The sequence below is a fragment of the Aeromonas sp. R7-5 genome, from assembly GCF_040908015.1.
Lineage (GTDB): Bacteria > Pseudomonadota > Gammaproteobacteria > Enterobacterales > Aeromonadaceae > Aeromonas > Aeromonas caviae.
The window spans coordinates 541,329-564,028 of the sequence record NZ_JBFOCZ010000033.1; the positions used below are offsets into that span (position 1 = coordinate 541,329).

19 protein-coding genes and 2 tRNA genes are annotated in these 22,700 nt (G+C 61.9%); 13 read left to right on the plus strand and 8 right to left on the minus strand.

The genetic code is table 11. The features are described from left to right. Nucleotides 1-19 precede the first annotated feature (19 nt). Nucleotides 20-415, minus strand: coding sequence for a hypothetical protein (locus tag AB5Y53_RS17970; RefSeq protein ID WP_368182753.1), 396 nt, complete (start codon nucleotides 413-415; stop codon nucleotides 20-22). Between the two features lie 536 nt (nucleotides 416-951). On the opposite strand from AB5Y53_RS17970, the gene AB5Y53_RS17975 reads away from it, so the two are divergent. Both AB5Y53_RS17975 and AB5Y53_RS17980 read left to right on the plus strand, forming a co-directional pair. Then, the gene (locus tag AB5Y53_RS17975; protein WP_368182754.1) at nucleotides 952-2,727 is read left to right on the plus strand and encodes an autotransporter assembly complex family protein; all 1,776 of its coding nucleotides are present in this window, start codon (nucleotides 952-954) and stop codon (nucleotides 2,725-2,727) included. Between the two features lie 76 nt (nucleotides 2,728-2,803). Beyond that, entirely contained in the window at nucleotides 2,804-6,577 is a 3,774-nt protein-coding gene (locus tag AB5Y53_RS17980) for a translocation/assembly module TamB domain-containing protein (RefSeq protein ID WP_368182755.1), read from the plus strand. Nucleotides 6,578-6,783: 206 nt separating this feature from the next. Here AB5Y53_RS17980 and AB5Y53_RS17985 read toward each other — a convergent pair. Continuing rightward, nucleotides 6,784-6,868 (minus strand) — tRNA-Tyr (locus AB5Y53_RS17985). A gap of 31 nt (nucleotides 6,869-6,899) precedes the next feature. Next, nucleotides 6,900-6,984: transfer RNA gene (locus AB5Y53_RS17990), tRNA-Tyr, on the minus strand. A gap of 126 nt (nucleotides 6,985-7,110) precedes the next feature. On the opposite strand from AB5Y53_RS17990, the gene AB5Y53_RS17995 reads away from it, so the two are divergent. Next, nucleotides 7,111-7,623, plus strand: a complete 513-nt coding sequence (locus AB5Y53_RS17995; RefSeq protein ID WP_039038826.1) for a VC2046/SO_2500 family protein — start codon at nucleotides 7,111-7,113, stop codon at nucleotides 7,621-7,623. Nucleotides 7,624-7,686: 63 nt separating this feature from the next. Here the strand turns inward: AB5Y53_RS17995 and raiA are convergent, their stop codons facing one another. After that, entirely contained in the window at nucleotides 7,687-8,019 is a 333-nt protein-coding gene (gene raiA / locus AB5Y53_RS18000) for a ribosome-associated translation inhibitor RaiA (protein ID WP_010674126.1), read from the minus strand. Between the two features lie 392 nt (nucleotides 8,020-8,411). Here raiA and AB5Y53_RS18005 point away from each other — a divergent pair, with 392 nt between their 5' ends. From AB5Y53_RS18005 to yciA, 5 genes are all read left to right on the plus strand, one after another. Next, complete coding sequence (locus AB5Y53_RS18005; RefSeq protein ID WP_368182757.1) at nucleotides 8,412-10,931, plus strand: putative bifunctional diguanylate cyclase/phosphodiesterase; 2,520 nt, start codon at nucleotides 8,412-8,414, stop codon at nucleotides 10,929-10,931. An 83-nt stretch (nucleotides 10,932-11,014) separates the two neighbouring features. Further along, nucleotides 11,015-12,931, plus strand: coding sequence for a transglycosylase SLT domain-containing protein (locus AB5Y53_RS18010; protein WP_219597001.1), 1,917 nt, complete (start codon nucleotides 11,015-11,017; stop codon nucleotides 12,929-12,931). Nucleotides 12,932-13,108: 177 nt separating this feature from the next. Continuing rightward, nucleotides 13,109-14,107: a LacI family DNA-binding transcriptional regulator gene (locus AB5Y53_RS18015; protein WP_029314259.1), complete on the plus strand. Its 999-nt coding sequence runs from the start codon at nucleotides 13,109-13,111 to the stop codon at nucleotides 14,105-14,107. A gap of 247 nt (nucleotides 14,108-14,354) precedes the next feature. Then, nucleotides 14,355-15,167: an NAD-dependent epimerase/dehydratase family protein gene (locus AB5Y53_RS18020; protein ID WP_368182759.1), complete on the plus strand. Its 813-nt coding sequence runs from the start codon at nucleotides 14,355-14,357 to the stop codon at nucleotides 15,165-15,167. Nucleotides 15,168-15,306: 139 nt separating this feature from the next. Next, nucleotides 15,307-15,705: an acyl-CoA thioester hydrolase YciA gene (yciA, locus tag AB5Y53_RS18025; protein WP_029314261.1), complete on the plus strand. Its 399-nt coding sequence runs from the start codon at nucleotides 15,307-15,309 to the stop codon at nucleotides 15,703-15,705. A gap of 6 nt (nucleotides 15,706-15,711) precedes the next feature. Here the strand turns inward: yciA and AB5Y53_RS18030 are convergent, their stop codons facing one another. After that, nucleotides 15,712-15,936 carry a hypothetical protein gene (locus tag AB5Y53_RS18030; RefSeq protein ID WP_368182761.1) on the minus strand — a complete coding sequence of 75 codons (225 nt, stop codon included), beginning with the start codon at nucleotides 15,934-15,936 and terminating at the stop codon, nucleotides 15,712-15,714. Between the two features lie 111 nt (nucleotides 15,937-16,047). Between AB5Y53_RS18030 and AB5Y53_RS18035 the strand changes: the two genes are divergently transcribed. After that, nucleotides 16,048-16,893 carry an endonuclease/exonuclease/phosphatase family protein gene (locus AB5Y53_RS18035; RefSeq protein WP_368182762.1) on the plus strand — a complete coding sequence of 282 codons (846 nt, stop codon included), beginning with the start codon at nucleotides 16,048-16,050 and terminating at the stop codon, nucleotides 16,891-16,893. A 95-nt stretch (nucleotides 16,894-16,988) separates the two neighbouring features. Here the strand turns inward: AB5Y53_RS18035 and AB5Y53_RS18040 are convergent, their stop codons facing one another. After that, nucleotides 16,989-18,311: a LysM peptidoglycan-binding domain-containing protein gene (locus AB5Y53_RS18040; RefSeq protein WP_223302529.1), complete on the minus strand. Its 1,323-nt coding sequence runs from the start codon at nucleotides 18,309-18,311 to the stop codon at nucleotides 16,989-16,991. On the opposite strand from AB5Y53_RS18040, the gene AB5Y53_RS18045 reads away from it, so the two are divergent. Then, nucleotides 18,240-18,512, plus strand: coding sequence for a hypothetical protein (locus AB5Y53_RS18045; protein ID WP_010674135.1), 273 nt, complete (start codon nucleotides 18,240-18,242; stop codon nucleotides 18,510-18,512). The genes AB5Y53_RS18040 and AB5Y53_RS18045 overlap by 72 nt on opposite strands. 87 nt (nucleotides 18,513-18,599) lie before the next feature. Here the strand turns inward: AB5Y53_RS18045 and gloB are convergent, their stop codons facing one another. Beyond that, nucleotides 18,600-19,364: a hydroxyacylglutathione hydrolase gene (gene gloB, locus AB5Y53_RS18050; protein WP_368182763.1), complete on the minus strand. Its 765-nt coding sequence runs from the start codon at nucleotides 19,362-19,364 to the stop codon at nucleotides 18,600-18,602. Nucleotides 19,365-19,443: 79 nt separating this feature from the next. On the opposite strand from gloB, the gene AB5Y53_RS18055 reads away from it, so the two are divergent. Next, complete coding sequence (locus AB5Y53_RS18055; RefSeq protein ID WP_368182765.1) at nucleotides 19,444-20,166, plus strand: class I SAM-dependent methyltransferase; 723 nt, start codon at nucleotides 19,444-19,446, stop codon at nucleotides 20,164-20,166. 6 nt (nucleotides 20,167-20,172) lie between these two features. On the opposite strand, the gene rnhA is transcribed toward AB5Y53_RS18055, so the two are convergent. Continuing rightward, a complete protein-coding gene (rnhA, locus tag AB5Y53_RS18060) occupies nucleotides 20,173-20,637 on the minus strand; it encodes a ribonuclease HI (RefSeq protein ID WP_010674138.1) in 465 nt (154 codons plus the stop codon). A 75-nt stretch (nucleotides 20,638-20,712) separates the two neighbouring features. Here rnhA and dnaQ point away from each other — a divergent pair, with 75 nt between their 5' ends. Together dnaQ and AB5Y53_RS18070 are read left to right on the plus strand one after the other, a co-directional pair. After that, a complete protein-coding gene (gene dnaQ / locus AB5Y53_RS18065; RefSeq protein ID WP_041212726.1) occupies nucleotides 20,713-21,447 on the plus strand; it encodes a DNA polymerase III subunit epsilon in 735 nt (244 codons plus the stop codon). Then, on the plus strand, nucleotides 21,444-22,694 hold the full coding sequence (locus AB5Y53_RS18070; RefSeq protein WP_368182900.1) for a TIGR03503 family protein: 1,251 nt from the start codon (nucleotides 21,444-21,446) through the stop codon (nucleotides 22,692-22,694). The genes dnaQ and AB5Y53_RS18070 overlap by 4 nt, the downstream gene beginning before the upstream one ends. Nucleotides 22,695-22,700 lie beyond the last annotated feature (6 nt).

Consider the following 22,700-nt stretch of genomic DNA (forward strand, 5'->3'; position numbering starts at 1 on the left):
CTGCAATTGCGCCTCCGCGTCAGCCCCTCGGGCGCGAGACCCGGCTCCGGGGGCCGGTGGCCAGGGGGACCCTGGCCCGGGATTGCCAGAGGATCTCAAGCCCCAGCAGGGCATAGAGGCTCCAGATGGCCAGGGGGTTGAGCCAGTTGCCCCCCATCTGCAGGGTGGCCAGGGCTGCGCTCACCAGCAGCAGGACTATCCCGGGCAGGCGCCAGTGGACAGGCAGGGGGGCGAGCAGGGCCATGCCCAGCAGCAGGGCCAGGCCAAAGGGCAGATTGAGCGCGGTGAAGGCGAGGGTCTGCTGACCGTTCATGCCGGTCAGCAGGGCCAGCAGGGCGCTGCAGCAGGCCAGGAAGGTGATGAACTCGAGTCGGTCGGCGATGTAGTCAGCCAGTTGTTCGCTACGTAGGTGCATGGGGTCTCTCCTGCGATGATTGGGATCAGTGTGGGACAGGCAGGAGCGCAGGGGCAGCGGGATAAATCGATTGAATTGAACGAAGCTTTAGTGCCATCTATTCAAGTGATTGATTTAAACTTATTTTCCTGTTCAATAGCAGGCAGGGTGGGGAAGAGGGCACGGAGCAAGTCGAGGGGGACGGGTTGACGAAACCCGCCGGATGCGGGCTGTCCGACAAGGGTTGTCGCGACGAGCCGGACCCTGCTGCCAGCCCAAGGCCGCCAGGGGAGATCCGGCGTGGCGGGGTCGGTGGTGGCGTTTTGTTCGCCCCTTGCCCGGATTGTGCGCAGTTTGGCTCCTCACACCCGGCTGGCTCCTTGCTGGGCCGAAGCGATCCCCGCACCGGGGGCGGCAGAGCGGCACGCAAAGGGGCCCCGAGCGTGGGATTTCGCCGTCGCGATTATGCTAGGATGAGCGGCACTCGCCCGGGATGAGTCTCGGTATCGTACTAAATAACACAATCTTTAAATCATGTTATTCGGGGAAACTGACGTTTGACAGGATGCTATCCTACTTTTCTCACCGGGAGCACTTCATCCGGGCGATCCCGTCGCCCCGGGCCCGGTCTCTTGCTGTTCGCCCTCGCTCTCTGGCTGATGGCGATGCCCGCCATGGCGGCCAAGTTGACCTACCAGATCAAGGGGGTCAGGGGAGAGCAGAAAGACAACGTCGAGGCCTACCTCAACGCCCTGCCCGTCTACCAGGAACGCCAGTACCGCCCCGCCCGCGCCAAGATCACCGAGAGCGTACAGAAGGCGCTGCAGGTCTATGGCTACTACCAGCCCAAGATCACCCTGAATCGCGACAAGAAGACGCCCGCCAAGGTGGTGATCGAGATTGAGCGGGGGGAACCCGTGATCATCTCGCGCCTCGACATCCTGCTGGAAGGGGATGCGGGGAGCGACGAGGTGTACAGCGAGCTGCTGGACAAGCTGCCCCTGAAGGAGGGAGATCCCCTCAACCACGGCAAATATGAATCCATCAAGGCGGATCTCGGTAGTCTGGGGCTGGCCCGCGGCTATTTTGACGCCAAGATCAGCAAGAGCCAGGTCAAGGTTTTCCCGGAACAGGGCAAGGCGGAGATCTACATCCTGTTTCGCTCTGGCCCGCGCTACCATTTCGGCGAGATCCGCTATGACGCGACGCCGGAGGCGCTGCACCTTATTCGCCCGCTCATCAATATCAAGAGCGGCGACCCCTATCTGGCGATCCGTCTGGCGGAGATGTCCCAGGATGTCTCCTCCACCAAGCTGTTCAAGCAGGTGGACATCAAACCCCTGATCAGCCAGGCCGAGGGCAACCGGGTGCCGGTGCAGGTGACCCTCTCCAACCGGGTCGATCACGAGATTGAGACCGGTATCGGTTATGCCACGGACGTGGGGCCGCGCCTGAGTGCCACCTGGGAGAAACCCTGGGTGAACCGCTATGGTCACCGCCTCTCCAGCACCGCCAAGATCTCGGCGCCGGAAGCGGAGCTCAGCTTCGACTACCAGATCCCGGTGGGCAACCCGCTGCGGGATTACTACTCCCTGCAGGCGGGCTATCAATACACCGACAACAACGACACCCGCTCCGATCTGGCCACCTTCGGGGTGCACCGCTGGACACGCCGACCGGACAGCTGGGACAGAGACGTCTTTGTGCGCCTGGAGAACGAGCGCTACGTCCAGGGTCAGGACGAGGGGAACAGCCTGCTGCTGATCCCCGGCGTCTCCTGGTCACGGCTGCGGGTGCGCGGCGGTCTGGTGCCGGATTGGGGGGATCGCCAGCAACTGACGATGGAGTTCTCGAGCCCCTACTGGGGGTCCGACATCAGCTTCATGCGGGTGTGGGGGCGCAGCAAGTGGCTGCGCACCCTGGGCGAAGATCACCGTTTCCTGATGCGGGCCGAACAGGGGGCCATCGTCGGGGATGATTTCTCCCTGGTCCCCCCCTCCCTGCGCTTCTTCACCGGCGGTGATCAGACGGTCCGGGGCTACGGTTACGAGACCATTTCGCCACGGGGGGACGATGGCAAGCTGACCGGCGGACGCTACGCCAGCGTCGGCAGCCTGGAGTACAACTACCGCTTCAGCGAGAAGTGGCTCGGCGCCCTGTTCGTGGACGCCGGGACCGCCACCGTCGACTACAGCGAGGCCTGGAAGATAGGCACCGGGGTCGGGGTGCGCTGGGTCACCCCCATCGGTCAGGTCAGGCTCGATCTGGCGGTGGGCATCTCCGAGGAGGACAAGCCGCTGCGGCTGCACTTCGCGCTGGGGCCGGAACTATGACCCGGCAACCAGGCGCATATCCTCTTCTTTCTCTTTTCTGGCCGCTGCGGCTGCTTTCCTTGCAGGGGTCTGCATCGTGATCTGGGTAAAACGCATTTTCTTGTGGCTCATGGGCCTCTTCTTCCTGCTGCTCATCGGCGTCAGCCTGCTGGGCTTCACCCATCAGGGCAACAAGTGGCTGTGGCAACAGGCCAGAGCCGCGCTGCCCTCCCTCAAGGGGGAGCTGGTGGCGGGGCAACTCGGGTATGGCTGGACCTTCGAAGGGGTTGGCTGGCAGGACGAGCTGGTGGATGTCACCGTGGAGCGGGCCGTGCTGGACTGGGATCTGGGCAAGCTCCTGCAGGGCAAGCTCTGGATCAAGTCTCTGGCGGTGACTCGCCCCGTTGTCCGGGTGGTGGAGTCCGAGCCGGTACCGGAAGAGCCGTCGGAGCCCTTCGTCTGGCATCCGTTGCCGCTCAAAATCCAGGTCGACAGCCTCAAGGTTGCCGATCTCGATGTGGCGGTGCCCGGCGTGACGATCACCCTCAAGGATCTGGACATTGGCGCCGCCCTGGATCGCGCCGGGCTCATCGTGCGCGGCCCCGTGCTCGATGGCCTGAACGTGGTGGTGGCACCGACCCCGGTGGAGGCGGCCAGTGACAAGGGCGCCAAACCGGCGGATGAGAAAAGCGCCACCCTGGCGGCCGGCGAGCGCAAGGCTGCCCCCGGTGACAAGACGCAGGCCGCAAACAAGCCCGAGCCCATGGTGCTGCCGGCGGTGCGCCTGCCTTTCCCCATCCAGTTGGAGGGGCTGAAAGCCACGGCGTTCCGTTATCAGCAAGGTGAGCTGGTGGAGGGGCTAGACAACCTGTTGCTGTCGGCCACCGCCGAGGAGGAGCGCATCGACATCCGGGAGCTCTCCTTGCGCCATGCCATGGCGGATCTGGCCTTGAGTGGTCAGGTGCGCCTGCACGAGGATTACCCCCTCGCCCTGACTCTGGATGCCAAGGCGCGTCAAGGGCTGCTGGATGGGGAGCTCAAGGGGGAGCAGGTCAATCTCGTCCTGGACGGTTCTGTGGGCAAGCTTGGGCTGGCACTCAAGGCCAAGGGGCCGGTGGGCGCCAATCTCAAAGGATCCCTCGCGGCCCTCGACCCGGATCTGCCCTTCGATCTGGCGCTGGACTGGAAGAGCCTCTCCTGGCCCCTGCACAAGCCCGCCAAGGATGAGCCCAGCTATCGGCTGGACAAGGGCACCCTGAGCGCCAAGGGCAAGCTCTCTGGTTACCAGTTTGCGCTCAACACCGCCGGCAAGGGGACCGATGTGCCCCCCTTCAAGGTGGCGCTCTCGGGCAAGGGGGATCTCAACCAGCTGAGCCGCATCGAGCTGCTGCTGGGGGCCCTCAAGGGGGAGCTCAAGCTCGACGGCAAGCTGGCCTGGAGCAAGGGGGTCCAGTGGCAGGGGACGACCGAATTCAAGGGGATCAACCCGGCGGAGCTGGTGCCCGAGATCAAGGGGGCACTGGCGGGCAAGATCACCAGCCGCTTCGATCTGGATGAGGCGGGCCACTGGCAGCTGGCCCTGCCCGAGCTCAAGGTGGATGGCAAGCTCAACCAGTATCCTCTGGCCTTGCAGGGCAGGCTCAGCGGCAACGACAAGATGGAATGGACCATCCCGGCCCTGGCGCTGCAAAGCGGCCCCAACCGGCTGCAGGCCAAAGGCTCGCTCACGACCCAGGCCTGGAAGCTGGATGCGGATCTGGATGCGCCCAAGCTTGGGGGTATCTACCCGGGTCTGGGAGGGGACATCAAGGGCCAGGTGCGCGTCACCGGCAACCAGCAGGCGCCGCGCGTGAATGCCGATCTGGTGTCGGGCCGACTCGCCTACGCGGGCACCGTCCTCAAGGAGACCGTCATCAAGGCCAACGCCCTGGTCGGGGAGAAGCCCGCCGGTGAGGTGGCGGTGACGGTGGCGAGCCTGGCGCAGGGGGAGACCAAGCTCTCGCAAATCGCCCTGAACCTGAGCGGCGATCTCGAGCGCCACGGGCTCACCTTGACCATGAAGGGGGATCCCCTGGCGGCAGACCTCAGCCTGAATGGCAGCCTGCGCGGTGACCACTGGCGTGGCGCCCTTGCCGAGCTGAAGCTCAAGACCCCCCTCAAGCGCTGGGCGCTGGCCGCCCCCTGGTCTCTGGACCTGGATCTGCCGAAGCAGCAGTTGACCATGGGGGATCTCTGCCTCGCGTCCCAGAAGGCCAGTCTCTGCGTCAAGGGGAGCCGGATAGCCCAGTCCCAGGGCAATCTGGAATTTGCACTGAACGAATTTGATCTCAAGCGGCTGCGCCCCTGGTTGCCGGACAATTTCCGCTGGCAGGCGGTGCTGTCGGCTGACGGGCGCGCCAGCTGGCGCGGCAACCAGCCGACCCTGCACGCCACCGTGCGCACCACGCCTGGGACCTTCGTCGCCGACGAACTCAAGACCGACTACCAGCGCCTAGAGCTCGGGATCGACTTCGAGCGCCAGCAGGCCGCCATCCGGGTCGATTTCGCCTCCGAGCAGATCGGCAACATCGACACCGATCTGCTGATCCGGGATCCCGCCGGACGCGGCAACCTCGGCGGTCAACTCAGGTTTGACGATCTGAAGCTTGCGACCTTTGCGCCCCTCATTCCCGAAGTGCGCTCCCTGCAAGGGGTCATCTCGGCGGATGCCCGCTTCGACGGTACCCTGGCTGCCCCCCTGCTGTATGGCGAGCTGAACCTGAAGGAGGGGGAGGTTCAGACCCACTCCGACATGGTGACCCTCTCCAAGCTGGTGACCCGCCTCAAGATAGAAGGCAACCGGGCCGAACTCGACGGCTCCATGATGGTGGGCAAGGGCCCCCTGGTGCTGGGGGGCTGGCTGAGCTGGGCCCAGCAGCCGGTGACTGGCAGCCTCACTATTCAGGGCAAGGAGTTGGAAGCCCAGTACCCTGGCATGGGCCGGGTCAGGGTGACACCTGACATCGCCATCTCTCTCGGGGAGGAGACCAGGGTGACCGGGCAGGTGGACATCCCCTGGTCGCGCATCCTGGTCAAGAGCCTGCCAGACAGCGCGGTAGCGGTCTCCGATGATGTCACCGTCATCTACGACGATCTGCCGCCGGTCCCCAAGGCGGCACCGCTGCCCATGGAGATCAGGCTCGCCATCCGGCTCGGGGACGACGTCCGCCTTGAAGCCATGGGACTCAAGACCAAGGTGGGAGGGGCCCTCAACATTCGCCAGGATCCCTCCAAGCCGCTCTCGGGCAACGGGCAACTGGAGCTCAGGGACGGGCGCTTCAAGGCCTATGGCCAGAACCTCATCATCAAGGAGGGGCGGATCCTCTTCTCCGGCCCCATCGATCAGCCCTATCTCAACATCGAGACCTATCGGGATCCGGACACCATCGAGGACAACGTGACCGTCGGGGTGCGGGTGACGGGGCCGGCCGCCAAGCCGAAGATCACCGTCTATTCCGAGCCGCAGATGGCGCAGTCCGAACAGCTCTCCTATCTGTTGCGGGGCAAGGGATTGCAGACCAGCGGCGAGGATGGCGGCTTCAACGGCCTGCTGGTGGCGGGGGCCGTGAGCCAGGCGAGCGGCGTGGTCTCCAGCATCGGGGAGTCCCTCGGCATGAGCGACGTGGCCCTCGATACTGCAGGCAGTGGCGATGACACCCAGGTGACCCTGTCGGCCTACCTGCTGCCCGGCTTGCAGTTCCAGTACGGGGTCGGGGTGTTCAGCCCCATCGCCGAATTCAAGCTGCGCTACGAGCTGATGCCAAGGCTCTATCTGCAGGCCATGAGCGGGGTGGCCCAGGCGGTGGATATCTTCTATCGCTTCACCCTGTAAGGGGCGCGGATGACAAGACAGATGCCTGGGGGGACGCTGATCCCCCCCTGCCCGACCTGCTGATGACAGCTGTCGCCAGCAGGTTCGGGGTGAGAGTGTGCATATATTGACGGGAGGCCTGGCCTCCCGTTTTTTTGTAGAGAAGAAGGGGATGTGTGGAAGGCAGAAAAGCGAAAACCCGGCACAAGGCCGGGCTTTCTGAAAGATGGTGGAGGGAGAAGGATTCGAACCTTCGAAGGCAGAGCCGTCAGATTTACAGTCTGATCCCTTTGGCCGCTCGGGAACCCCTCCACGGGGCATGACCTGATTGTGCGCACTTGAATGGTGGAGGGAGAAGGATTCGAACCTTCGAAGGCAGAGCCGTCAGATTTACAGTCTGATCCCTTTGGCCGCTCGGGAACCCCTCCCCAAGTGCGAGGCGCATACTAACAGATCTGTCGCGCTTGTGAACCCCTCTGCCGGGATTTTTAATGCTTAAAGGATCGGGTTGATGGCCGATAAGCAATGAAACCTTCATTTCCAAGATTTATCTCATGCTGCCCAGTGCGATTCGTGACCGCTTGCTCGTGGATGAGGCCCAGTTGGGCCAACGGCTCAACCAGGATCTCCGTGCGGGGGACCGTGCCGACTTCAGGCTGCATCTGGCGCTGCTGACTGATGCAGTGGAAGAGCAGCCCTGGTTTGATGCCCCGCCCAAGCCTGCGTCGGGTGAGATGGATTGGCGCTCTCGTTTCGGTCTGATGCCCCGGGCGTCCCTGCAAGGCGGGGTGGAAGAGAGCGATGCCACCAGCCTCAACGAACGTCTGCAACAGGGCGGGTGCATGACGGATGTGAGACTCTGGCTGGCGCTGCGCTCCCCGCCACTGGTGAGCCGAACGCCCGCGCTGGATCCCGCGGTGTATGACAACCTCTCGGCACTGGGCCGCGAGCGCTGGCAGGCCCGCCCTATGGGCGCTGACCCCAGGGAGGAGGCTCCGCTGATGATGCTGCCGCTGCTCGATGAGCTTGCGCAAGGGGTGGATGCCAGGCTGCGCTGGCTGGGGTGACGGCACGGTAGAATGCAAAAAGGCGGGATAACCCGCCTTTTGCTTTATGAGTGGTGAACCTTGTCAGGCGTCTGCTTCGTCCGGTTGGGGCACTTCCTTGCCGGCGGCACGACGGGCGATGGGTTTTTCCGTGTGACGGTTGAGCTGGCGTTCCAGCTTCTGGCCCAGGTCCGTGATGGCAGCATAGAGATCCTCGTGCTCTGCCTGCGCAAACAGTTTGCCGTTGGGAATGCCGATAGTGGCTTCGACGATATACATCAAACGCTCTTTGGAGATGATCACATGGGGTGTGATAAGAGGCACCTGAAGACGCTCGAGCTTTTCAAAACGGGATTCAATGCGCTCGCGGATGGCTGGGGTGATGTCGATGATTTTACTGGTCATTTCGATTTTCATAATGGCCCCCTTCGGGTCGTCTTGCTTGTGTCTTCACCTCCAGATTACCCATGTTGCCAAATCAAAATGTGATCTGCGTCACGAAAAGTCCCCTTGGGAATCCCGCTGTCCATAAATTGTGAGCTTTTCCCGTTTCATGCCAAAAACCGCTTGAGCTCAGTGAAACAGGCAGGCAGTATCAGCAAATAGGATCGTTTCTGTCCCCCCTCGGCAGCGCCTTGTGTCGACCCGATGTTTGGTTTTTGCCGCATAGTCTCGAATTTTCTCCACCCACATCGCCTCATCGCATCGCAAAATCATTGCCATGCGCCGGTGGAGATATGCGCGCAAACGGATATGCTTTTCTGCAGGAGTCGGGGTGGATAACGTGGTTGTAGTGGTTGGAGTCGTAGATGAAGCAGCAAGCCACCCAGATGATGTGGTTTTATGATCGGCAGCATGGGCAATGGAGCCTGTCTGATCATGTCTCTTGTGAACCCTGGGCAGGGGAGGAAGCCCACCCCTGGGCCACCCAACTTGAGCGGGAAGATGAAGCGGGTTTCGCCGATTTTCTTGCAAGACTCCACGATTCCGGCCAGCCTGGCCAGTTCATCGGTCACCTGCGCGATGAGGACGGCAAGGTACACCATGCGCTCTGGTACGGTCAGTATGTGCCTGCACAGGGGCTCTGTTGTGGCTGGCTTGCCCCCCTCGAAATGATGCATCGCGAGATGGATCGCGCCAACTCCCCCGCAGGCGTGACACCGCCGCTTCCCATGTTGCAGGCCCCCTTGCTGGCCAAGCTGGCGCAGGCGCTCTCCGCCAAGACGGGGCTCGATTTTTGCCAGACCCTGGTCAACGAGCTGGCCCATATCCTGGGAGCCACTGCCGTCTGGCTGACGGAGCGGGTTGGTCTCGACAGGCTGAGAGTGCTGGCGAGCCACGGCATCGACGTCAAGGAGTATGCCCTCTGTGACATGCCCTGCCAGCAGCTCTATCGCCAGGGGTCCTCCTGCGCGGTCCCCGTGAGTGAACCCTTGACCGGGTATCCTGACCTGCCCCCGTGCCAGCACTATTACGCCCAGCCGCTGCTCGATCGCAACGGTCAGATCCTGGGTCATCTCGCCCTGCTGTTCCCGAGCCAGACCCGGACCACGGATCTGGACTCTGTCCTGACCATCTTCTCGGTGCGCATGGTGGCCGAGCTGGAGCGTCTGCAAAGCGATGCCCTAATGCGGCTGTCTGCGGTGGCCTTTGAAACTCACGAAGGGATCATCATCACGGATCCCGAGTTCAAGATCCTGCGGGTCAATTACGCCTTCAGCCAGATCACCGGCTTTGACAACCAGGGGGTGATTGGTTTGCATCTTGGCAATGATCTCTGGTCGGGGTTGGGAGGGCTGGGTTACGAGCTCAACGCCCTGGATCGCTGGCAGGGGGAAACCCTGCGCCTGCACGCCGACGGTCACGCCTATCCCCAGTGGGAGATCGTCACGCCGGTGCAGGATGAGAAGGGGGGGATCAGCCACTATGTCATCTTCTTCGAGGATATTTCCGAGCGCAAGGCGGCGGAGCGCCGCATTCAGGATCTCGCCTTCTATGACGAGCTGACCGGCCTGCCCAATCGCCGTCAGCTGCACGAAACCCTGACCCAGGCGTTCACCGATGCAAATCGCAGTCACCTCATCGGGGCCCTGCTGTTCATCGATCTCGACCATTTCAAGACCATCAATGATTCCCTGGGTCACGCCACCGGCGACTGGCTGCTCAAGGAGGTGGCCAGCCGTCTCAAGCGGCTGGTGCGCCAGGGGGATTGTCTGGCCCGTCTCGGCGGCGACGAGTTCGTGTTGTTGCTGCCAGCGCTCTCCATCAGCCCGCCCCAGGCGGAGATGCAGGCCGACCTCATCGCGGAGCGGCTCATCGGTGAGATCGCTGCCCCCTATGATTTCAGAGGCCAGGTGCTGCACATCGGCGCCAGTGTCGGCATCACCCTCTTTCCCGGTCGGGAGCAGGAGGCGGGGGATCTGCTCAAGCAGGCTGACACCGCCATGTATCAGGCGAAATCGGCGGGCCGCAAGACCCGGCGCTTCTTCGATGCTTCCATGCAGTTGCAGGCCGACCGGCGTCTGCACATTCACAACGAGCTGCGCAGTGCCCTCGACAATGGGGAACTGACTCTCCACTACCAGCCCCAGCACATGGTGGCGGGGGGGGAGATCATCGGTGTCGAGGCGCTGATCCGCTGGCAACCCCCCGGGCGTGCCCTGGTGTCGCCTGCCGAGTTCATCCCCATTGCCGAGGAGACGGATCTCATTGTCGACATCGGCAACTGGGTATTGCACGAAGCCTGTACCCAGTACGTCTCCTGGGAGGAGAACGGGATCCACGTCCCCCAGCTCTCGGTCAACGTGAGCGCCAAACAGTTCCATGCTCCCGACTTCGTCGATCGCATTCACGATGTGCTGGCGGCCACCGGCATGGATCCCGCCTGCCTCAACCTGGAGATCACCGAGTCGGTGGTGCTGGGTCATGCGGAAGACACCATCAGCAAGATGGCGGAACTCAAGACCCTGGGCATCAGCTTTGCCATCGACGACTTCGGGGCGGGGTACTCTTCCCTGAGCTACCTCAAGCGGCTGCCGGCGGACGAGCTCAAGATCGACCGCTCTTTCATCCAGGACATTCCGAAGGATGGTGACAACATGGCCATCGTCGAGGCCGTGATCGCCATGGCCCGCCACATGGGGTTCAACGTGACGGCGGAGGGGGTGGAGTCCCGCCAGCAGCTGGAGTTTCTGCAGGCGCAGGGCTGCCATTTCTTCCAGGGATACCTCGCCTCCAAGCCGCTCCCTGTTCCCTACCTTGAACGCTATGTCAGCCGCCAGGTACGCGGTGATCGCCCCGTCTGCACCGATAAAAATAGTGTGGCGTAGCCCCCGTGCTTAGCGGGTAGAATGAAGGTATGTCACCACCGCACTTTGGCGGTGGTTATGCCTTCAAGGGGAGAATGCCATTCGTGAAAGTCGTGCAGGGAATCATCTTGTCTGCGCTCTGGATGCCGGGGCTGTTGGCTCCTGCCTTCGCGCAGACCATGGAGCAGTCTCTCTATCGCCAGGCCCATGAGGCCGTGCGTGCCAATGATCAGGTCAAATTCAGCCAGCTTCGGGCACGCCTGATCCACTATCCGCTGCTGCCCTATCTGGATTACTACCAGCTTGCGTTCCGTCCCGGGGCGGCAGACTACAACGATGTGACCCGCTTCATCCGCCAGCACGGGGACACCCCCCAGTCCAACCGGCTCGAGCGCAGCTATCTCACCTATCTTGCCCAGAGCCAGCAGTGGTCCCAGTTCCTGCGCTTCTATCCGGCCAAGCCAAGCTCCACCGATCTGCTCTGTCAGCACTATCAGGCCCGCTACTACACGGGGCACAAAAGTGAAGCCCTGCAGGAGGCAGGCAAGCTCTGGTTGAGCGGCCAATCCAGGCCCGATGCCTGCGATCCCCTGTTCCAGCTCTGGCAGCAAGCGGGTCTGCGCACCCAGGAGAAGATCTGGGAGCGCATGAACCTGGCTTTCGAGGCCCAGAACCCCAACCTCATTCGCCATCTCGGTGCCCAGCTCGGCAGCGGCATGAAGGGGTATGGCGATCAGATGATCGCCCTGTATGACCAACCCGTGCGGGCGATGAATCCGGCCAACTTCACGGCGGCACCCCCGTCGCGGCATCTGCTCTCCCTGGGGCTGGCCCGCTATGCCAACCAGGAGCCCGACGCGGTTCTGCGCCAGCTGGGGGAGATGACCCGTCGCTTCGGCCTGAACCATGCCGAGGTGAGTCGGGTGGAGAAGGCGGCCGCCCGCCGCCTGTTGCTGGACCGATCTTCTGACCAGCGCGCCTGGCTGGATACGGCTCTGGTGCGGCTCAAGGATCCGGAGCTGGTGGAGCTGCGGGCCCGTCTTGCCATCTGGGAGCAGGATTGGCGCGGCCTCGAAGGCTGGGTCAAGCGGATGCCCATGGGGCTGCAAAAAGAGGATCGCTGGCGTTACTGGATGGCGCGCTCGCTGGAGAAACAGGGGCGGCAGAAACCGGCGCGGGATCTCTATCTCGAGACTGCAAACCTGCGCGGCTTCTACGGCTTCATGGCGGCCCAGCGCACCGGTGTGCCCTATCGCATGAAGAACCAGAGCGTGGCGCACAAGGTGCCGGACTGGCAAAGTGCCAGCCGCCGCTGGCCCTTCCTGCTGCGGGTGCGTGAACTGCTGGCGATGAACGAGATCACGGCGGCCCGCTCTGAGTGGATCCACAACATGGATCGCAACAGCGTGGCCCAGCGCCTGGAGTTTGGCCACATCGCCCTCAACCAGGGCTGGCACGAGCTGGCGATCCTCTCCAGCATCCGTGCCGAGGCCTGGGATGCGCTGGACCTGCGCTTCCCGCTGCCCCTCAAGCGCACCTTCTCCCAGATGGCACAAGAGCGCACCATGAACACCAGTCTGCTCTACGCCATCTCCCGTCAGGAGAGCGCACTCTATCCCCTGGCCCAGTCACCGGTCGGGGCGAGGGGGTTGATGCAGCTGATGCCTGCCACCGCGAAAGAGACGGCCGGCAAGCTTGGGGTGCCCTATCGCAACGAGCAGCAACTGTTCGACCCGGCCATGAACATTCGTCTTGGCAGCGCCTACCTCAAGCGCCTGCTGGATGTGTATGACGGCAACCGGATCCTGGCGGCGGCGGCTTACAATGCGGGTCCTGGCCGGGTCAAGCGCTGGCGCGAGCAGAGCGACAACAAACCGATGGATGTCTGGGTGGAGAGCATCCCCTATCGGGAGACGCGCAACTATGTCCAGAACGTGCTCTCTTTCGATCTCATCTATCAACACAAGCTGCAGCAGCCCTTGCGTTTCATGTCGGAACGCGAGCTGAATCACGCCTATTGAGTTCGGGGGCAGTCGTTGTCGCGGCTGCCTCCCATTCTTGCCCCAGAATGGTTATCATCCCTTAAGCTTTGTTACAAAAGGAAACCTGTCAGGTGATCGGGCGCCGCGTCTTGGTCTGTCAGGTTCGATATAATGCCCGATCATCACTGACAGGCTTTTCCAACAAAGGAATCGAGAGTGGCAACGATCAAAGATGTGTCTCAGCTGGCGAATGTCTCCATTTCGACAGTGTCTCGAGTGATCAACAACACGGCGCAGGTGGCGCCCGAGAAGCGCGAGGCTGTCCTCGCGGCCATGAAGGAGCTCAGCTTTCGTCCAAACAGCTTCGCCCAGGCCCTGGTGAGCAAACGCTCCAACTGTATCGGTGTGCTGGTGGGGGATCTGTGTGGCGGCCCCTTCTTCGCTCAGATGATGCGCGGCATCGAAAGCATGGTCGACAAGGCGAACAAGTTCACCATCGTGGTGTCCGGCAACCACGACGCGGCCCGTGAGCGGCACGCCATCCAGGCGCTGCTGCAGCGCCAGTGTGATGCCCTGATCCTGCACAGCAAGGCGCTGCCTGACGAAGAGCTCAGCGAGCTGGCGTCGGGCACGACCCCCATCGTCTTCATCAACCGTCAGGTGCCAGGCTGCGAGGATCGCTGCGTCTGGCTGGACAACCAGGCCGGCATCACCACGGCTTGCCAGCATCTGCTGGACGCGGGACATCGCAAGATTGCCTTCGTCACCTCCGATGACGAGGAGTTTGTGGATGGTCAGCAGCGGATGGCCGGCTATCGCTTCGCCCTGCAACGGGCAGGTATCGAGCTGGATCCTGCCCTCATAGGCCGTGCCTATGCCGACGAAAAAGGTGGCTATGTGGCCATGAGCGAGCTGCTGGCGCGCGGCGTCGAGTTCAGCGCTGTGCTTGGTTTCAACGATGCCATGGTGGCGGGGGCCATCTCCTGTCTGCTGGAGCGGGGTTACAAAATACCCCAGCAGGTCTCTGTGGTCGGTTTTGATGACATCCCCTATGCCCGATACATCTATCCCAAGCTCACCACGGTACGTTACCCCATCGAGGAGATGGGAGAGCGGGCTGCTGAGCTGGCCCTGAGGCTGCTGGATCACAAGCCGGTAGAGGGATTGGCGCTCAAATTCGAAGCCGAACTGGTACGGCGGGAATCTGTGGCCTGAGTCATGAAGTTGGCCCCGTGCGGGTCGACTTTTTTGCAAAACATTGAAAGCGCTTTCAGAAATCCTTTTCAACTGTGATCCGCTTCAAAGCTTTTTGACCGCGCTGCCACTAGGATAGGCCCACGAATTAGGAGCGTGCGCTCCCGATTTTCCCGCTGTGGGAGGTAACCGGTTAATCCGGCTATTTCCTTCGTTACTTTCGACGGTCATCATTGGATGGCCGTTTTTTTTTTGTCAGGATCCGGGTATGACGAACGAATTTGAGTATCAGACGGGTATCGTGGGCGCCGGCTGGCTGGGGTTGCCCCTGGCGAGGGCATTGCAAGAGCAGGGGCAATCTATCGCGGTGACGGTCAGTACGGCCGAAAAGGCTGAACGGCTGCGGGGGGAGGGTATTGCCGCCTGGCCGCTGTTGCTTACCCCTGACATGGGATCACTGCCTTTTCGCTGTCATGACCTGGTGATCTGCGTGCCCCCCAGCAAGACCGGTGATTACCCGGCGTCCGTGGCCAGCCTGTGTCGACAGGCGAGGGAGGGGGGTGTTCAGAGGGTTCTGTTTATCAGCGCGACTTCGGTCTGGGGGGCCGGACAGGGGGAGGAGGATACGCCCGCTCCAGCCCATGACAGAGGCTTGCGGATGCGGGCGGCCGAGCTTGCCGTGCTGGAAGGGCATGTTGACTGCGCCATGATCTTGCGCCCGGCCGGACTCTATGGTCCTGACCGTCACCCCGGCCGTTTTCTGGCGGGCAAGACGCTGGCCGGGGGAGGGCAGGCTGTGAACCTGGTGCATCTGGACGACGTGGTGGCCGCCTGTGAGCTGATGCTGGTCCGGGGGCAGGATGGGGATGCCTACAATCTGAGTGCCCCCGTTCACCCGCGCCGGGAGCAGCTCTACCCCTTCGCGAGCCGCCTGCTCGGGCTGGTGCCGCCGCAGTTCGTTGAGCCGACGGGGGAGTTTGCTCCTATCGAAGGTCAGCGCATCTGCCAGCAGCTTGGTTTCGTCTATCGCTGGCCGGATCCGGCCCACTGGTTTGCGGACGGGGCGGCCTTGAAGGGTTGAACGGGTCGTCGCCATCCGGGCCCCGGAGTCGGTCATCTGGCGTGCAAACCAGATACGGCGCGCGCTCCGGGACAATTGAGGTTTGCCAAGGGGGGGATCGCCCCCTATCATGCCGCCATCCATGATAAAGAGAGCGGTAATGATGGAAGAGACCAAGCGCCACCCCGATGGGGAGCTGTTGCTGAGAACCCTGGCAATGCCAGCCGATACCAACCCCAATGGCGATATCTTCGGCGGGTGGATCATGTCCCAGATGGATATAGGTGGGGGCATCATGGCCAAGGAGCTGGCAAAAGGGCGCATCTGTACCGTCTCGGTGGAGGGGATGACCTTCCACAGCCCGGTCAAGGTGGGTGACGTGGTGTGCTGTTACGGTCGCTGCCTCAAGATTGGTCGCAGCTCCATGCGACTCAAACTGGAGGTCTGGGTCAAGCCGGTATTGCGGGAGAACGAAGCCCAGCGGTACTGCGTGACCGAGGGCGTCTTCACCTATGTGGCCATCGACGATCAGGGCAAATCCCGCCCCGTGCCGGTCTGAGTCTGCTCAGATGAGCTGGGCATTGATGATGGATATTTCCTGCTCAAGCCCGGTTTTTTGCCGTATCATGCGCTCCAGCATCTCTTCCGACCCCACGCACTGCCGGGTGTCGAACAGACAGAGATCACATTGGGGATCCCGCCTGATTTGATAGACGGTGGAAAGCTCCACTTGATGACAGGTTCCCTGTTGATCGTAAAATGTCACGCGGTACTGGTGCTGTCTCGCCATCGTTGAATTCCTTCTGGATGAGTCGGGCCGGACACGAATAATGAGACTAGTCGGCGACCGTGGCCTGTGTGAGGGCCATGTCGTCTTGCAGAGGCAGGTGATTGTTAGCCAATGAAAAATAGTTATCGGATTCTGGGAACGTCCCTGCTGACGTTGGGGCTGGTCGGTTGCTTCGAGGTACCGGATCAAGATCATCTGGTGACTGCGGCAGGTATCATACCTGGCGCAAGCTGTGACAGACCACCTCTGGTGGCGCTCGCCTCCACGGCCTTGCCGAGGGAATTTGGCATCACCGTCTGGAACCTCTACAAGGGACAACGCAAGAACTGGCGGGAAGGGCTGGATGAGTATGCCAAGTCCCAGGATCTGGTGCTGCTGCAAGAGTCGGCGACCCGGCCCGAGATGCTGGACTGGCTGAAGAGAGGCGATTTCCAGTGGCAGCAGTTGCAGGCCTTCACCCAGGGAGGTGTCTCCTTTGGCGTGATGACAGTGGCGAAAACGCCGCAGGCGTTTGTTTGTGGCGTCCGTTCCCCCGAACCCCTGCTGCGTATCCCCAAGTCAGGTCTGGTCAGTCTCTATCCCTTGCAGGGGGATCCTGACGGCGTGCTGGTGGTGAATCTCCATGCGGTCAATTTCGAACTGGGCATGGCGACCTTCCGCGAGCAGCTCAACGATCTGACTGCGTTGATCCATCGCCACCAGGGGCCGGTCATCCTGGGCGGCGATTTCAACACCTGGAGCGACAAGCGCGCGTTCTGGTTGAACAAGCTGGTGGGCGAGCTTGGCCTGCAGGAGGCCATACCTGTGCCTGATCTGCGTCGCACCGCTTTTGGCCGCCCGCTGGATCACCTCTACTATCGCAATCTGGATCTGCTGGAGGTGAGTTCACCGGCTACCGATGCCTCTGACCACAACCCCATTCTGGCGCGCTTTGCGGCCCAGGCCATCACTCCCTGAGTCATCCCTCAGGGGAGAGCGGCGTCGCCGCTGGTTCATGCAGACAAAAAAATACCCCGCATCAAGCGGGGTATTTTTTGGATTGCGACGAGCGATCAGCTGTTGTTCTTCACGAACAGGGTCAACTCCTGACCCGGCTTGAGATAGTCACTCTTGCCGAGCTGGTTCCAGCGCATCACATCGTTGACGGCGACCTGGAAGCGGGCTGCGATGGAGGAGAGGGAATCACCGCGGCGCACCTGATAGACCATGGACTTGTTGCTGCTCTTGCCCTGCTTGGGCCAGACCACCAGCTTCATGCCAGGCTTGAGGGCCGACTTGGCGTTCAGGCCGTTCCACTTGGCCAGGTCGGCGTGGGTGACCCCGTGTGCCTGGCTGATGCTCCACAGGTTGTCACCGGAGCGCACCTGATAGTTCACCTTGCCACCACTGCGGCTGGCGAGCTGCTGCGGCTTGCTCTGGGCAACCTGGGTTGCGCGCCCGCCATTGGGGATGATCAGGCTCTGGCCACGGCGCAGGTTGTTGCCACGCATGTTGTTGGCCAGCTTGAGCTGTTGCACGGTCACCCCGTGATTCTGGGCGATCCGTGACAGCGTATCACCACTGGTGACCTGATAGGAGCGCACACCACGGGTACGTTCACGCTGGGGCAGATCGGCCAGGGCCAGCTCCAGGGTGTCGGCGTACTCGACGGGGACCAGCAGGTTGTAAGGGCCCTGCGGCGAGGTCATGCCACGCTTGAGCGCAGGATTGAGCGCCTTGAGCTGGGAGGCGGAAACGCCAGCCAGCTGGGCGGCCACGTTCAAATCAATCTGGCCACCGGTATTGATGGTTCGCAATTGTGGCTTGTTGGCCAGCACCGGCAGGGTGACATTGTATTTGTCCGCATTGCGGATCATGTCGGCCATGGCCAGGATCTTGGGCACATACATCCGGGTTTCGCGGGGCAGGTCCAGCGACCAGTAGTCGGTCGGACGACCAGCCCGTTCGTTGCGGGTGATGGCGTTGCGCACCCGACCTTCACCGGCATTGTAAGCGGCCAGGGTCTGCAGCCAGTCACCGTCGAAGAACCGGTTCAGGTACTCCAGGTAATCCAGTGCGGCATTGGTGGATGCAAGGACATCGCGTCGACCGTCGTACCAGTTGTCGTGGCGCAGGCCGAAATTCTTGCCGGTTGCAGGAACGAACTGCCAAAGACCGACCGCATTGCTGCGGGAGCGGGCATTGGGATCGAACATGCTCTCGATCATGGGGATGGTAATAAGCTCCATTGGCAGCTCACGCCGTTCGATTTCCTCTACCATCAGATACAGGTAGGGCTCAGCCCGGCTGGCAATGGTCGCCATATGCTTATCATTGCGCAACAACCAATCACGCTGTTGGCGAACCCGGGCATTATCGTGCGAGTCCAGCTGCATATCATCGCTGATACGCACCCACAGGTTATCAGTGTCATCCAGCTCTTCTATCTGTTCGTCGCCGAACAGCATCCGCGAAGAGTGTTTTTTGTACGTTTTCTTGCTGACTTGGGGGGATTTGATCGGCTCGATTGCCGTTACCGCCCGGTCATCCTGATGGCTCAGGTTTTGACAGCCGCTGAGAAACAGCGCTGCCAATAAGGCCGTTCGTAGCTTCATCTCGCTCAGGTCATCTGTGGAAAAACAGCTCGCATCATAAGGGGCAATGCCCCCCTGATCAAGGTTTGTTCAAAAAACGTCCTTCCAGGCCCGCAGAACAGCGAAGGTATCCTCTGGATTTTCCAAGCATTTAAGGGCGTATTTCTCAGCAGAAAATTTTACCGAGTCCTGCTCGCATCGCAGAAAAACATTGAAATTCCGCTCATCTCCCAGCCGGGAGGGGAGACTCGGGAGGCCCTGCTGACGCAGTTTGCTGATCACGCCGATCTGCCGCTGGATCGTCAGGTTGTCGGGCTCGACCGCATGGGCGAAACGCAGGTTGGAGAGTGTGTATTCATGGGCACAATAAAGGAGGGTCTCATCGGGCAGTGCCGCGAGCCGTTGCAGGGAAGTGTGCATCTGTGCCGGGGTACCTTCGAACAGACGGCCGCAACCGGCGCTGAAGAGGGTATCGCCACAAAACAGCATGCCCTGGCCGTAATAGGCGATATGCCCCAGAGTATGACCGGGCACATGGAGGACATCCAGACTCAGGCCATGCCAGTTGATCTGATCCCCGTCGTCGAGCCACTGGCCGTGATGGTCCGGCATGGGGTCATGCTTGGGACCATAGAGGCGAGCGTGGGGGAAGTGTTGCAGCAGCTCGGATACGCCCCCGACGTGATCGCGGTGGTGATGGGTCAGGAGGATGGCATCCAGCACCAGATCCAGCGCAGCCAGCCGTTCCAGCACGGGAGCGGCCTCGCCCGGATCGACGACCAGACAGTGATTTTCATGACGGATCAACCAGATGTAGTTGTCGCTGAAGGCGGGAACTGTGATGACGGTATACATGGGTCGAGGTCTCTTGTGTTCTCTTTAAGGAAGGGATCTTATATAACTGGATGGCATTCGCCCCCGAGTTGGTCCCATTATGCAACTGGCACGTACCGAACAACAGATCGCGCTTCCGACCAGTTGGTCCGCACTGCCCCTGGGGGACTGGGTGGCCGCCGAGCTTCAGGAGCGCCTCGACAACTGGTGCCCCCACCTCTTTGGCTATCACTTGCTCAAGATAGGAGCCCTGAGCGCCGAACTCTCCTGCGGTTGTTCCACCATTCGCCATCAAATCGGTGTCGCCCCCGGCGGACGGCTGCTGGACATCCAGGGGGATCCGCTCGCCTTGCCGGTGCGATCGGGGAGCGTGGATGCCTGCCTGCTGGCTCACTGCCTCGATTTCTCGCCGGATCCTCATCAGGTGCTGCGGGAGGCAGAACGGGTGCTGACCGACGATGGCTGGCTCATTGTCAGCGGTTACAACCCGCTCAGCCTGGTGGGGCTGGGTCACTATCTGCCCTTCATGCGGCGGCATCTGCCCTGGTCTGCCCGCATGTTCACGCCCGCACGGGTGACCGACTGGCTGCAACTGCTCGGCTGCGAGGTGATGTTCGACGAGCGGTTCGGTTTCTCCTTCATGGGCAGGCAGAGCAAGATCGGCTGGTGGCGGGAGAGTCTGGGGCGGGACTATTGCCGCTCCCTGGCGTCTGTTTACGTGATTGCCGCCCGCAAGCGGCGTTTCCCCGTGACACCGGTGCGTCGCCGCTGGCGGCTGCCGGAGTCGATGGCCGCGCCAGGAATGGCGCGCCAGGGCGGCTAGCGGGCATCAGGGTTGGTAGCCGCTGTCTTCGGCAAGCTGCTTGCCGCTGGCGGCCTCACGGGCCAGCTCGTCACAGCGTTCGTTTTCCGGGTGGCCCGAGTGTCCTTTCACCCAGAGCCATTCGATCTGGTGACGGGCCACTTCCGCATCGAGGGCCTGCCAGAGATCGACGTTCTTGACCGGCTGACGGTTGGCGGTCATCCAGCCCTTCTTCTTCCAGCCGATGATCCATTGGGTGATCCCCTGGCGCACATACTGGCTGTCGGTGGTGAGCCGCACCTGGCAGGGTTCGTTCAGGGTCCGCAGCCCCATGATGGCAGCCATCAGCTCCATCCGGTTATTGGTGGTCAATCGAAAACCGGCGGAGATCTCCTTGCGATGCTTGCCATAGACCATGACGGCACCATAGCCGCCGGGGCCCGGGTTGCCTAAGCAGGAGCCATCCGTGAATAAATCAATCTGTTTCAACATGAGCAATCAATCTGTTTTAGCGAGAGGCTTGGGGTAAACTAGCGAGTAAAACCGAAGTTTGACATGGATTTGATCATGAGCACACCCCAACTGAATCGCCAGATCATTCTGGATACCGAAACCACCGGCATGAACACCGCGGGCGGCCCTGTCTATCTTGGGCACCGCATCATCGAGATCGGCTGTGTGGAGGTGATCAACCGCAAACTCACCGGCAACCATTTTCACGTCTACATCAAGCCGGATCGGCTGGTGGACCCCGAGGCCATCGCAGTGCACGGCATCACGGATGCCTTCCTGGCGGACAAGCCCTCTTTTAGCCAGATAGCGGACGATTTCATCGAGTTCATTCGCGGCGCCGAGCTCATCGCCCACAATGCCCCCTTTGACGTGAGCTTCATGGACTATGAGTTCAGCAAGCTCGGTCTGAACTTCAAGACGGCGGATATCTGCGGCATCACGGATACCCTGGCGATGGCGCGGGATCTCTTCCCGGGCAAGCGCAACAACCTGGACGTGTTGTGCGATCGCTACGGCATCGACAACTCTCACCGTACCCTGCACGGCGCCTTGCTCGATGCGGAGATCCTGGCGGACGTCTACCTCCTGATGACGGGTGGCCAGACCAAACTCAATCTGGCGAGCGAAACCAGCGAGAGCGAGACCAGCCAGGATACCGGCATTCGTCGTCTGGAGAGCAATCGCCCGCCGCTCAGGGTGGTTCGCGCGAGCGACGAGGTGGCGGCTGTCCATGAAGCGAGGCTGGATCTGGTACAGAAAAAAGGAGGTGCCTGCCTGTGGCGGCAATGAGATCGCTTTGGGGGCTGCTGCTGCTGGCCTCCCTCCCGGCCGCGGCCAACGAGGTGTTTGCGCCTTCCGACATTCCTCTGCTCGACAACCGCTTTCGCATCGATTACGGCGTGAAGGAGATCACCTTCATCATCAAGCGCAAGCCGGGGACGCCCTCGGTGATCCTGGTGCGACCCGATGGCAGCAAGCTCTATGTGGGCAAGGTCAAGCCGCCCGACGTGGGCTGGTTGCCCCTCAAGGATCAGGATCTCATCACCATCCGCGACCCCATGCCCGGCCCCTGGCAGGCGATCGGGGAGGTGGACCCCGACAATCGGGTGCGCCTGCTCACCGACATCCAGGTCGAGAGCGAGCCGCTGCCGGCCCGCCTCTATCAGGGTGAGCGTGTCAAACTGCAATCCCGTCTGCTGATCGATGGCGCGGCGCCTGGGGCGGGTTACTACCTCACCGATCTGGGCATGACCGTCAAGCTGCAGCAGTTCAACGATGCCAGCCAGAGCGGGGATCCCGTGTTCGAGGAGACCCTGGGACGCTACATGGATGATGGCAAGGGGGTGGACGAAGTGCCGGGGGACGGTATTTTGACCGCGGAGGCGGTACTGGACGTCCCTGCGGGAAAATACCGAGCCCTCTTCAGCACCGGCAATGAGGTCTTCTCACGAGCCCAGTCACAGCAGGTGCTGCTCTACCCCTGGCCGGTCAGCTATTCCCTGAATCCCCCCTCCGGGGAGGGGGGAGCCAAGCTCTCTCTGGTCATCGATGTGGATGAACTGGATCCCGCCTCCGTGGTCATCCAGGGCAAGGCCATCGACGGCGGCGGCAGTAGCATGACGTTCAACGAGGTGGCGACAGCGCCGCGTTTTGGCGTGGATCTCTCCGCCCTCAAGGCGGCAGGGCAGTACAAGGTGGAGGCCACCCTCTTTGGAACAACCCGGCTCGGTCGCGAGGTGCAACTGCAATTGCCGGCCAAGTCGTTCACCATAGCACCGCCTCCCCCCCCTCCCGCACCCTCTGCGGCCATGCCTGCATCCGCCGCCACCTCCGACCGGTTCGAGGAGCGGGAGAGTCCGGTCTGGCTGCCCTGGGCGCTGGGGGGAGGTGGCGTGTTGCTGCTCTTGCTGGGGGCCGGTGGTTTCATTCTGCTGCAAAAGCGCCGCACCCTGCACAAGGCGATGGCGGCGCAGAAGGCGCAACTTGAAGAGACGCCAGCAACCCCCAAACTGGATCTCAATCTGCCGGAGCAATAATTCCGC